This is a genomic window from Achromobacter sp. D7-1 (genome assembly GCF_059760445.1).
In genome coordinates, this window is the sequence record NZ_JCBAMT010000027.1 from 11928 (window position 1) to 24323 (window position 12396).

The 12396-nt window shown below is 66.6% G+C and carries 9 protein-coding genes; 6 read left to right on the forward strand and 3 right to left on the reverse strand.

All coding sequences use genetic code 11. The features are described from left to right. The first annotated feature begins 84 nt into the window (after nt 1-84). Together AC6LKD_RS13895 and AC6LKD_RS13900 are read left to right on the forward strand one after the other, a co-directional pair. Entirely contained in the window at nt 85-1068 is a 984-nt protein-coding gene (locus AC6LKD_RS13895; protein WP_013392472.1) for a Bug family tripartite tricarboxylate transporter substrate binding protein, read from the forward strand. Between the two features lie 42 nt (nt 1069-1110). Beyond that, nucleotides 1111-2535: a M20 family metallopeptidase gene (locus tag AC6LKD_RS13900; protein WP_498116551.1), complete on the forward strand. Its 1425-nt coding sequence runs from the start codon at nt 1111-1113 to the stop codon at nt 2533-2535. Between the two features lie 108 nt (nt 2536-2643). On the opposite strand, the gene AC6LKD_RS13905 is transcribed toward AC6LKD_RS13900, so the two are convergent. After that, complete coding sequence (locus AC6LKD_RS13905) at nt 2644-3336, reverse strand: LOG family protein (protein ID WP_013392474.1); 693 nt, start codon at nt 3334-3336, stop codon at nt 2644-2646. On the opposite strand from AC6LKD_RS13905, the gene polA reads away from it, so the two are divergent. The 3 genes from polA (at nt 3335) to AC6LKD_RS13920 (ending at nt 7867) form a co-directional block, all read left to right on the forward strand. After that, on the forward strand, nt 3335-6052 hold the full coding sequence (gene polA / locus AC6LKD_RS13910; RefSeq protein ID WP_498116552.1) for a DNA polymerase I: 2718 nt from the start codon (nt 3335-3337) through the stop codon (nt 6050-6052). The two genes, AC6LKD_RS13905 and polA, sit on opposite strands and share 2 nt — an antisense overlap. A gap of 114 nt (nt 6053-6166) precedes the next feature. Then, entirely contained in the window at nt 6167-7006 is an 840-nt protein-coding gene (locus tag AC6LKD_RS13915) for a ZIP family metal transporter (RefSeq protein WP_013392476.1), read from the forward strand. A gap of 72 nt (nt 7007-7078) precedes the next feature. Then, nucleotides 7079-7867 carry a dienelactone hydrolase family protein gene (locus AC6LKD_RS13920; RefSeq protein WP_498116553.1) on the forward strand — a complete coding sequence of 263 codons (789 nt, stop codon included), beginning with the start codon at nt 7079-7081 and terminating at the stop codon, nt 7865-7867. A 79-nt stretch (nt 7868-7946) separates the two neighbouring features. On the opposite strand, the gene AC6LKD_RS13925 is transcribed toward AC6LKD_RS13920, so the two are convergent. After that, the gene (locus AC6LKD_RS13925) at nt 7947-9608 is read right to left on the reverse strand and encodes a Na/Pi cotransporter family protein (protein WP_013392478.1); all 1662 of its coding nucleotides are present in this window, start codon (nt 9606-9608) and stop codon (nt 7947-7949) included. A gap of 173 nt (nt 9609-9781) precedes the next feature. Between AC6LKD_RS13925 and AC6LKD_RS13930 the strand changes: the two genes are divergently transcribed. Continuing rightward, nucleotides 9782-11173: an L-serine ammonia-lyase gene (locus AC6LKD_RS13930; protein WP_013392479.1), complete on the forward strand. Its 1392-nt coding sequence runs from the start codon at nt 9782-9784 to the stop codon at nt 11171-11173. Nucleotides 11174-11212: 39 nt separating this feature from the next. On the opposite strand, the gene AC6LKD_RS13935 is transcribed toward AC6LKD_RS13930, so the two are convergent. Then, a complete protein-coding gene (locus AC6LKD_RS13935) occupies nt 11213-12340 on the reverse strand; it encodes a lactonase family protein (RefSeq protein WP_498116554.1) in 1128 nt (375 codons plus the stop codon). Nucleotides 12341-12396 lie beyond the last annotated feature (56 nt).

Below are 12396 nucleotides of genomic sequence, written 5' to 3' on the forward strand. Positions count from 1 at the left end.
TTAATGTATTTGAAATAAGGATATGCCCTGGACACAATGCAGCGATCCCGTTCATTGCTTCCGTTCCCCAGGAGTGGCTGGTCCATGAAGTCCCGTCTGCTGCACGCGCTGGTTTGCGCCGTAACTTTCAGTGTTTCGTCCCTGGCCGCCGCCCAGGGCGCCTATCCTTCCCAGCCCCTGCGGCTGATCGTGCCATTTGCGCCTGGCGGATCCACGGATGCGCTGGCGCGCGCGGTGGCCGAGGGCTTGCGCAAGGAACTGGGCCAGAGCGTGGTGGTGGAGAACCGCGCTGGCGCGGGCGGCCTGCTCGGCACCGAGGCGGTAGCCCGGGCCGAGCCCGACGGCTACACGCTGGGCATGGCCACGGTCAGCACCATGGCCGTCAATCCCTTGCTATACGGCACCAAGCGCGTCGACCCGCAGACGCAATTGAAGCCGGTGGCGTCGGTGGCGACGGTGCCGGTCGTATGGATGGTGAATCCGGCGTTTCCGGCGCAGGATTTCGCGCAATTCCTGGCCGAGCTGCGCGCCCATCCGGGCAAGTATTCCTATGGTTCGCCCGGCGTGGGCTCGCTGGGCCATCTGAACCTGGCGGCCATGAATGCCGACCTGAAGGTCGACGTGCTGCACGTGCCGTACCGCGGCATGGGGCCGGCGCTGACCGCCGCGGTGGGCGGCGAGGTGCAGGTGCAGCAGGACCAGTACGCCTCCGCGCAATCGCTGGTCAAGGCCGGCAAGCTGCGCGCCATCGCCGTGTCGGCGCCGGCCCGGATGCCCGACATGCCGGAACTGCCGACCATGACCGAACTCGGTTATCCGCAACTGAACGCGCTGGGCCAGACCTGGTTCGGGCTGGTCGTGCCCGCAGGCACGCCGGATGCCGTGGTGCAGCGCCTCAATGAGGCGGCGGTGCGCGCGCTGGCGGACCCGGCGCTGGTGCAGCGCCTGGCGGGCATGGGCGCGCAGGCCGATGCCGGCACGCCGCAGGCCTTCGCCGAACGCATCGCGCAGACGCTGGCCGCCAATCGCAAAATCATTGAAACTGCCGGCATCAAGCTCGACGAGTGACCTGACCGGTATTTCCCCGCCATTACAGCCACAGGAGAGACAATGGGTGCCATCGAAAAACTTGCGCCGTTCATCGACGCGCGCAGCGAGCGCTACGCGGAACTGAGCGACCGCATCTGGAGCCTGGCCGAACTGCGCTACGACGAACACAAGTCCGCCGAGCTGCACATCGCGATGCTGGAGGAAGCAGGCTTTCGCGTCACGCGTGACGCCGCCGGCATTCCCACCGCCTTCGTGGCGGAGGCGGGCAGCGGCGGGCCTGTGATCGGCATCCTGGGCGAGTACGACGCGCTGTCGGGCCTGAGCCAGGAAAGCGGCGCCTACGCCTGCCAGCCTTCGCCGGAAACGCCGAACGGCAATGGCCACGGCTGCGGCCACCACCTGCTGGGCACCGCCGCGCATTTCGCCGCGGTGGCAGTGAAGGAATTCCTGGAGGCCAACGGCCTGCCCGGCACCATCCGCTTCTATGGCTGTCCGGCGGAAGAGGGAGGCTCGGGCAAGACCTTCATGGCGCGCGCTGGCCTGTTCGATGACCTGGACGCGGCGCTGACCTGGCACCCCGCATCGCACACTGGCATCTTCCACCAGTCCTCGCTGGCCAACATCCAGGCTTACTTCCGCTTCCGCGGCATCGCGGCGCACGCGGCGAACTCGCCGCACCTGGGCCGCAGCGCGCTGGACGCGGTCGAACTGATGAACGTGGGCGTGAACTACCTGCGCGAACACATGGTGCCGGATGCGCGCGTGCACTACGCCGTGACCAATAGCGGCGGCATTTCGCCCAACGTGGTGCAGGCCCGCGCCGAGGTGCTGTACCTGGTGCGCGCGCCGATCAATTCGCAGGCCTCCGAACTGTACGAGCGGGTGCAGAACGTGGCGCGCGGCGCGGCGCTGATGACGGGCTGCGAACTGGAAATCGTGTTCGACAAGGCCTGCTCGAACTACATCCCCAACGGCGTGCTCAACCAGATCATGTACGCCAACATGCAGTCTTTGCAGGGGCCGGATTACAGTGCGGGCGAACAGCAGGCCGCGCGCCGCATGTGGGACTCGATTTCCGCGGACGACATCGACAACGCCGGCAAGAATCTGGGCGCGGTGCTGCGCAATCCCACGCCGCTGTTCACCGGCGTGGCGCCGTACGAACCCGGCAAGGCCGAGATCACCTATGGCTCAACCGACGTGGGCGACGTGAGCTGGGTCACGCCCACGGCGCAATGCTGGGGCGCCTGCTATGCCTACGGCACGCCGTTCCATTCCTGGCAGATGGTGGCGCAGGGCAAGCTGTCCATGGCGCACAAGGGCATGGTGCACGCGGCCAAGATCATCGCGGCGACCGCCGCCGATCTGTACACGCAACCCGAGGCGCTGGCGCGCGCCAAGGAAGAACTGATGGAGACGCGCCGGGGGCAACCCTACGTCTGCCCGATTCCGGCCGAGGTGCTGCCCTCGTTCATGCGTCAATAGGAAGGACCCCCACGCCGCGCGCGCTACGCGCGCTTGCTGCCCCCCGCGGGGGGCAGCGCCGCCTTAGGGCGGCCTGGAGACGGCGCGGGCCTCAAGCTACATGCGATTTCAGGCCGGCAGGGACGGCGCGTATTGCGCGTCCGAGTTGACCTTGGCGTGGAATTCCACCACCTTGCGCACCACCTTGACGGGATCGTCTTCGATGATGAAGAGGTCCAGGTCGTGCGCGCCTATCATGCCGTTGGCCAGCACCTGGCCGCCCAGCCATTCGACCAGGCCGGACCAGTACTCGCTGCCCACCAGCACGATGGGAGCGGGCGGGACCTTGCCCGTCTGGATGAGCGTCAGCGCTTCGAAGAGTTCATCCAGGGTGCCGAAACCGCCAGGCATCGCCACATAGGCGAAGCTGTGCATGAAGAAGGTTGCCTTGCGCGAGAAAAAATACTCGAATGACAGGCTGATGGTTTGGTATTCGTTGTTGTGCGCTTCGTGGGGCAGGCTGATGTTCAGCCCGATGCTGGTGCCGCCTGCCTCGAACGCGCCCTTGTTGGCTGCCTCCATGATGCCGGGACCGCCGCCGGCGATCACCGCGAAACCCGCATCCGCCAGAGCAGCTGAAATGGCGATGGTGGTTTCATAGTGGGGGGAATTACGGCTGACTCGCGCACTGCCGAAGACGCTGACAGCAGGCCCGATGTTCGCGAGCTTGTCTGCCGCCGTCCGTATCTCTGACATAATCAGCGGAATTTGTTTGTTGGCGGGTGTTTCCGCAGCTATTGCCATATCTGCCTTTGTAACCATGAAAAAAACCTTATTACTGGTCGACGGTTCAAGTTACTTGTACCGCGCTTTCCACGCTATGCCTGATTTGCGCAACGCGCAAGGCGAACCCACGGGGGCGCTTTACGGCGTGGTGAATATGCTGCGCAAACTTGTCTCTGATCATAAGGCAGAGTATGCCGCATGTATTTTCGATGCCCGCGGCAAGACCTTCCGGGACGATCTCTACCCGGAGTACAAATCGCACCGCCCGCCCATGCCGGAAGACCTGGCGGCGCAGATCGAGCCCATCCACCGCGCGGTGCGCGCGCTGGGCTGGCCGGTGCTGGCCATTGAAGGGGTCGAGGCCGACGATGTGATCGGCACCCTGGCCAAGCGCGCCGCCGAGCACGACGTGCACACCATCGTGTCCACCGGCGACAAGGACCTGGCGCAGCTGGTCAACAGCCACGTCACCCTGGTCAACACCATGACCGGGGAAGTGCTGGACGAGGCCGGCGTGGTCAACAAGTTCGGCGTGCCGCCCGACCGCATCGTGGATTACCTGATGCTGGTGGGGGACGCAGTGGACAACGTCCCTGGCGTGACCAAGGTGGGTCCCAAGACGGCGGTCAAATGGCTTACGGAATTCGGCTCGATTGACAAGCTGGTTGAAGGCGCGGAAGACATCAAGGGCGTCGCCGGCAGCAATCTGCGCGAGGCCATTCCGAATTTCCCGCTGACGCGCCAATTGCTGACCGTGAAGTACGACTGCGACCTGGCCGGCCACGTGGATGCGGTGGACGACCTGACGCCGCGCCCGCGCGACGAGGCGACGCTGACCGAGCTCTACGAGCGCTACGGTTTCCGCACCTGGCTGCGCGACCTGACCGGCGACGCTGAACGCGTACCGGCGGGCGATGCCCGCGTCGCGCACGAGGCGCCTGCCGCGCCCGTGGAGCTGGACTATCAGATCCTCTCCGACTGGGCCGCGTTCGACGCCTGGATGGAAAAGCTGAAGGACGCGCCGCTGGTCGCGGTGGATACCGAGACCACTTCGCTGGATGAAATGCAGGCGCGGATGGTGGGCATGTCGCTGACGGTGTCGCCCGGCGTGGCGTGCTACATCCCGGTCGCGCACCGCGGCCCGGACAACGCGCCGCAGTTGCCCAAGGCCGAGGTCCTGGCGCGCCTGAAGCCCTGGCTGGAGGACGCTACGCGCGCCAAGCTGCTGCACCACGCCAAGTACGACGCGCACGTGTTCGCCAACGAAGGCATCAAGCTGGCCGGCATTACCGAAGACACGATGCTGCAGGCCTATGTGCTGGAATCGCATCGCGGCGTCGGGTTGAACGACCTGGCCCAGCGCTACCTGGGCCGCAGCGGCGTGTCCTACGAGGACCTCTGCGGCAAGGGCGCCAAGCAGATCGGCTTTGACGAAGTGGCGGTGGACAAGGCCGGCCACTACGCCGCCGAGGACTCGGACTTCACCTTGCAGCTGCATCAGGTGCTGCGCCCCATGGTGGCGGCCGACGAAGGGCTTAACCGCATCTACCTGCTGGAAATGCAGGTGTCTGAGGTGCTGACCACGGTCGAACGCAATGGCGTCAAGGTGGATGCCGCGGAACTGGGGCGCCAGAGCCATAAGCTGGGCCAGGAAATGCTGCAGCTCGAGCAGAAGGCCTATGAACTGGCCGGCCAGCCCTTCAACCTGAATTCCCCCAAGCAGCTGGGCGAGATCCTGTTCGGCCGCATGCAGCTGCCGGTGGTCCGCAAGACCGCCAGCGGCGCGCCGTCCACCGACGAAGAAGTGCTGAGCAAGCTGGCGCAGGATTACCCGCTGCCGCAAGTGCTGCTGGAATACCGCGGCCTGTCCAAGCTGAAGTCCACCTACACGGACAAGCTGCCGCGCATGATCAACCCGAACACCGGACGGGTACACACGCATTATTCGCAGGCTGCGGTCATCACCGGCCGCCTGGCTTCGTCCGATCCCAACCTGCAGAACATCCCGGTGCGCACCGAAGCCGGCCGGCGCGTGCGCGAGGCGTTCATTGCCGAGCAGGGCATGCTGCTGTCGGCCGACTATTCCCAGATCGAGCTGCGCATCATGGCGCACGTGTCGGACGACGCCAATCTGCAGCGCGCCTTCGAGGCGGGCGAGGACATCCACCGCGCCACGGCCTCCGAAGTTTTCGGCGTGTCGCTGGAGGACGTCTCCACCGAGCAGCGCCGCGCCGCCAAGGCGATCAACTTCGGCTTGATCTACGGCATGGGGGTGTTCGGCCTGGCGTCCAACCTGGGCATCACGCGCGATGCCGCGCAGGCCTACATCGACCGCTATTTCGCCCGCTATCCCGGCGTGGCGATGTACATGGACGACACCCGCCGCCGCGCGCGCGAACAGGGCTATGTGGAAACCGTCTTCGGACGCCGCCTGCAACTGCCGGAAATCCGCGGCGCTTCGGGCCCGCGCCGCCAGGGGGCCGAGCGCGCCGCCATCAACGCGCCGATGCAGGGCACGGCGGCCGACCTGATCAAGATGGCCATGATCGCGGTGCAGGACTGGCTGGAAGCGGAAAAGCTGCAGACGCGCATGATCATGCAGGTGCACGATGAACTGGTGCTGGAAGCGCCGGACGCCGAACTGGAACTGGTCAAGGAAGCATTACCGCGCCTGATGTGCAATGTGGCGACCCTGCGCGTGCCGCTGGTGGCCGAGGTGGGCATGGGCAAGAACTGGGAGCAGGCCCACTAAGGCCGGGACCCTCCTGTCCCCGGGACACTTGGGCCGCCTGCGGGCGGCCCATTTCCGTTTTCGGTATTGAAACAATATAATGTTGCGCTTCCCCGCCTAAAACACGTCCCCCAAATGTTGCTGCTCTGGATTTTGCTCGCCACCGTTACCGGCGGGCTCATCGCTGTCCTGGTCGCCAGTTGGCTGGCCTACAAGGTCTTCGCGCAATATCTGCACCACATGGTCAGCCTGTCGGTGGGGGTGCTGCTGTCGGTGGCCCTGCTGCATCTGCTGCCCGAGGCGTTCGAGACCGGGGTGGGCGACGCCCATGTGCTGTTCGGCCTGATGCTGGCGTCGCTGATCGGCTTCTTCGTCCTGGAGAAGATTGCCTTGCTGCGGCACAGCCATCACCACGAGGGCGACGGCCACCATCACCACAAGGGGCATGACCGTCACGAGGCGGGCCGCGGTGGGGTGCTGATCCTGATCGGCAGCTCGCTGCACAATCTGTGCGACGGCGTGCTGGTGGCCGCGGCTTTCCTGACCGATCCGCTGCTGGGCGTGCTGACCGCGGCGTCCATCATCGTCCATGAAGTGCCGCACAAGCTGGGCGACTTCGTGGTGCTGCTGAACGCCGGCCTGGCGCGCCGCCGCGCGTTCTCGCTGATTCTCTTCACCAGCTTGTGTTCAGCCGTGGGCGGCATAATAGGGTACTTCGTGCTGCAGCAGGCGCAAGAATGGGTGCCGTATGTCCTGGTGGTTGCGGCCAGCAGCTTCCTTTACATCTCGGTGGCCGATCTGATGCCGCAGATGCACGAACGGGTATCCCTGGCCGATGCCGTCCCGCAGTTGCTGCTGGTCGGCGTGGGCGTGGCGCTGATCTACAGCGTCACCACGGTGATGCACCACGGGCATGACCACGACGCCGAAGCAGGCCGTGGCGCGCCGCAAGTGGAGCATGTCCACCGGCACTAGGATCGGCGCGAGGCCATGCAGGCGCTGGCGGGATATCCGGCTTGGTTGATCATCCCTACACAGGAGTTCTTCATGAGTTTTTCCGCCGCAGCCGGCAATGTCGCCCCCACCGTGATCCACACGGACACCCAGGGGCTGGTCCACGGGGATTTCAAGCTGCCCGTGGCCGACGGCACGATCGCCGCCTATTACGCCGCGCCCGAAGGCCAGCGCGACCTGCCCATCGTGCTGGTGGTGCAGGAAATCTTCGGCGTGCACGAGCACATCAAGGACCTGTGCCGCCGGGTCGCCAAGGCCGGCTACCTGGCCGTGGCCGCCAATCTCTACCAGCGCCAGGGCGACGCCTCGGTCTACACCGACATTCCGAAACTGATCGCAGAGCTGGTCAGCAAGGTGCCGGACGAACAGGTGTTTGCCGACCTGGACGCCAGCGTCGCCTGGGCGGCCGAGCACGGCGGCGACCCCAAGCGCGTGGCAGTGACGGGCTTCTGCTGGGGCGGCCGCCTGACCTGGATGTACGCCACGCACAACCCCGACGTGAAGGCCGCCGTGGCCTGGTACGGCAAGCTCAGCGTGGGCCATGGTCCGCTGATCAAGCGCGTTGCCTTCGACGTGGTCAACGAGCTGCACGCGCCGGTGTTGGGCCTGTATGGCGGCAAGGACGCCAGCATTCCGCTGGCCGACGTCGAAACCATGAAGGCCAAGCTGGCCGCCGGCAACGACAACGCCAGGCGTTCTGAGTTCGTGGTGTACCCGGAAGCCGACCACGCTTTCCTGGCGGACTACCGCGCCAGCTACAAGGCCGAGGCGGCGCAGGACGGCTGGAAGCGCATGCTGGATTGGTTCAAGCGGTACTTGTAGGAGCGTAGCAGGGGGGACGAAAGCGCCTCTTGCCGCGATTTGAAAAAGCCGACCTCGCGGGTCGGCTTTTTTCTTTTTCTCAGTTCCCTGCCTCGCGCAGGCGGCTGGGCAGCAGCTCGCCGTGGCGCGCCAGCAAGGGGTAGGCGGCCGCGCCCACCAAGTGGGAATTGATGCCCTTCATGTCGCGCAGGATATCCAGGTAGAGCGCGCCCACTTCGGCCGCGTCGACCTCGCCCGCCTTGATCTTCTGCAGGTGGGTATCCGCCGCATGGGTTTCGATCGAGCGGAAGCGCGCCTTCTCGCCCGCCAGCGCGCGGGCCTGGCGCAGGTCGTCGTTGACGAACAAGGCTGCGGCGGTGCGCTGGTTGGCGATGAGCTGGCCCAGCGTGTCGTCCAGGCTGGCGCGCTGCTCGGGCGAAAACATCCAGCCCTGCTTGCGCAGCTTGGCGACGTGGCTGAGCAGGCCGTGATGGGCGATGTCGCCGGCATGGCCGATATTGCTGGTGAAGGCGAGGATGTCGTCCAGGCGCTGGATGTCGTCGCGCGTCATGTTTTCCTGGTCCAGGGTGGCCAGGTAGGTGGTGATGGCGTTCTCCAGCTTGTCCAGCGCGGCGTCCAGCTGGCGCGCCTGCACCATGCGGTGGCGGTTGTCGCGCTTGAAGCCGGCGCGGGCGTAGAGCAGCAGGGTTTGCAGCATGTCGGCCATGCGCAGCGCTTCGCGCGCGGCGTTGCCGAGCGCCACGGCCGGCACGTCATGGGCCCATTCGTCCAGGTACTGGGGACGCGACGGGTCGTTCGGATCCGCGCGTTTGGGCAGCCAGCGGGTCAGCAAGGCGGCATAGGGCGTCAGCAGCGGCAGGAACACCAGGGCGATGACGGCGTTGAACAGCGTGTGGAAGTTGGCCACGGCGCGGGCCGGGTCGGACGCCAGCTCGCTCATCATCGGCTGCAGGTAGGGCAGCAGGATCAGGCCGGCCAGCACGCCCAGCACCCGCGTCAGCAGGTTGCCCAGCGGCAGGCGGCGGGCGGCCGGGTCGTCGCCGGTCACGCCTTCGATCATGGGGTTGATGGCGGTGCCCAGGTTGGCGCCCAACACCAGCGCGAATGCGACGTGCGGGGCCACCATGTGGTGGCTGGCCAGCGACATGACCAGCACCACCACGGCCACGCTGGAATGCGCCGCCCAGGTGAAGGCGGCCGCCAGCAGCACGGTGGCCACCGGCTGGGTCGACAGCGCGTCCAGGATCATGCCCAGCATGGGCGCGGTCTGGAAGGGCTGGAACAGCTCGACCAACTGGTGCAGCGACAGCAGCAAGAGGCCCAGGCCGATGAAGACGCGGCCCAGGTCGCGCGTGCGCCCCGGCGGATAGCGGCGGAACATCCAGACGCCCGCCAGGATCAGGATGGGGGCGAGCGAGGTCAGGTCGAAGGACAGCAGCTGGACGATGAGCGTGGTGCCGACGTTGGCGCCCAGCATGGCGGCCAGGGCCGGCGCCAGGCCGACCACGCCGCCGGCCGCAAAGCCGGTGATCATCAGGCCGGTGGCGGTGCTGCTCTGCAGCGCGGCGGTAATGCCCAGCCCGGCGGCGAAGGCCCGCAGGCGCGTGCCCAGGGCCTTGCCCAACGCCGCGCCCAGCGCGGCCCCGAAGGCGCGCTGCACGCCTGTTTGGACCATGTGCACGCCCCACAGGAGCAGGGCGACGTAGCCGGCGAAGTCAAGCAGGGTAATAAGTCCGGACATCCTGGCGTGTTTCCATTCTTTTATGACAAGTAATAATTCTGTAATGATCGCATGCGCGGCGCTGGCGGGGGAACCTGTCCCCTCAATACAGCATACGCCTGCCGTGCCTGCTGCGCGCGGACTGGGCTGCGCGTATCATTGCCTCATCCTTCGTAGATGCATTGGAGTGTTGCGTGGCCGTTTCCGTATTCGACCTGTTCAAGATAGGCATAGGCCCGTCTAGCTCCCATACGGTGGGCCCGATGCGGGCTGCCCTGTTGTTCGCGCAAGGCCTGGAACGCGACGGGCTCATGCCCAGCGTGACCTGGGTGCGCGCCGAGCTCTACGGATCCCTGGGCGCCACGGGCAAGGGCCACGGCACCGACAAGGGCGTGCTGCTGGGCCTGATGGGCGAAGCGCCCGATACCGTCGACCCTGCCGCCATCGCCGGCATGATCGCGTCGGTGCGCGCCAGCCGCCAGTTGCCGCTGCTGGGACGCCATCCGGTTCCCTTCGTGGAAAAGGAACACATGATGTTCTACCGCCGCGAAGCCATGGCGGAGCATCCTAACGGCATGAAGTTTCATGCGTTTGACGCCAATGGCGAATCGCTGCGCGAAGCCCGCTACCTGTCGGTGGGCGGCGGCTTCGTGGTGACGGCCGGCGCCTCCAACAGTCAGGTCATCGCCGCGCACGACCAGTTGCCGTTCCCGTTCCGCATGGGGCGCGAGCTGATGTCCATGTGCCGCGAGAACGGCTTGTCGGTGGCGCAGCTGATGATGAAAAACGAGCTGACCTGGCGCGACGAGGCCGAGGTGCACGCCGGCCTGGACCGCATCTGGCAGGTGATGCAGGACTGTGTGTCGCGCGGCTGCGGCATCAACTATCCCGAGGCCGACGGCGAGCTACCCGGCCCCCTGCGCGTGCGCCGCCGCGCGCCCGAGCTGTACCGCAACCTGACGCAGCGCGCCGAGCGCACGCTGTCCGATCCCCTGTCCGTGATGGACTGGGTCAATCTGTACGCGATGGCGGTCAACGAAGAGAACGCCGCCGGCGGGCGCGTGGTGACGGCGCCGACCAACGGCGCGGCCGGCATCATCCCCGCCGTGCTGCACTACTACGACCGCTTCGTGCCCGGCTCCAATCGCGAGGGCGTGCGCGATTTCCTGCTGACGGCGGCGGCCGTGGGGCTGCTGTACAAGTACAACGCCTCGCTGTCGGGCGCCGAGGTCGGCTGCCAGGGCGAAGTCGGCGTGGCTTGTTCGATGGCGGCGGGCGGCCTGGCGGCGGCCCTGGGCGGCACGGTCGAACAGGTCGAGAACGCGGCCGAGATCGGCATGGAGCACAACCTGGGCCTGACCTGCGACCCGGTCGGCGGCCTGGTCCAGATCCCCTGTATCGAGCGCAACGCCATGGCCTCCATCAAGGCCGTCAACGCCGCCCGCATGGCGCTGCGCGGCGACGGCCAGCATTACGTGTCGCTGGATTCCGTCATCAAGACCATGCGCGAAACCGGCGCCGACATGAAGACCAAGTACAAGGAAACCGCGCGCGGCGGGCTGGCGGTGAACATTGTCGAGTGCTGAGGGCACGGGGTGACGACGATGCGGGAGGGCGAGCGGCTGTCATGGCCTCGGGGTTCCTTTCCGAAGCAAGGGAAGAACGCAGGCCGGGGAGGAAATGGCAAACGGCACGCCTGCAGGCTGCAGCTGGCCGCTGTCCGGGTCGATGCGCAGGCAGGAAATGCGGTGCTCGTCCTGGCTGGCGACCAGCAGGAAGCCGCCGTCCGGGGTGATGGCGGCGTCCCGCGGGGTGCGCCCGCCGGCGGGCCACAAGCCTATCGGCTCAAGCCAAGGGGCGGATTCCAATAGCCGAAATCCTGCGATGCTGTCGTGGCCGCGGTTGGTCGCGTAGAGCCAGCGTCCGCTCGGATGCAGGCAAAGCGCGGACGCGGAGTTGGCGTTGCGCCAATCTGCCGGCAGCGTGCCGATCCGGGCGAGCGCGTGTGCATGGGGATCGCGTGCCGTGGGCAGTTGAACGACGCTCACGCTATTGGACAGTTCGTTGAGCACGAAGGCGCGGGTACCGGCCGGATTCAGCCGCAGGTGGCGCGGCCCGGAACCTGGACCTATCTGCACCTGCAGGTCCGGGAGCAGATCCAGCGCGGCGCCCCGCAAGGCATGGCGGGCGACGCTGTCGGTACCCAAGTCACACAGGTAGACCGCATCGCCGGACGGGGTCGGCTGGGCGCAATGCACATGGGGGCTCGCCTGGCGGTCGCTGCGCGGACCGCTGCCATGGCGCACGATGATGTCGGGCGGGGCGCTGGGCAACCCCTGTCCGTCGAGCCGGTAGCTCAGGACTTCGCCGCTACCATAGTTGGATACGAAGAGGCGGTCCGCCGCAGGGGTCAGGCTGATGTGGCAAGGGCTGGCGCCAGGGGTAGGCACATTGAGCAAATGCCGCAGCGTGGCCGCGTCGTCGACCGCGTAGACGTCGATGCTGGCGCCTACTTCCTGCTCGCTCACGCCATACAGCAAGCCGAGGGACGCGGAATGGCACAGGTAAGAGGGATTGACGCCATGGCTGTCCACCTGCAATTCACGCAGCGTGGCCGTCGCGGCGTCGAACCTCAGCAAGTGGATGCCGCGCCCTATGCCGTGCACATGCGGCATCGGCCGCGTATACGTGCCCACGGCAACCAGCCAGCTGCCCGTTCCGCGGGCCGGGGAGCGCGTACTCGATTCAGCCACGGTCTGCCCTCGACATCACGTCTATCCATACAGCCAGGACCGGCGCCAGGCCCCTG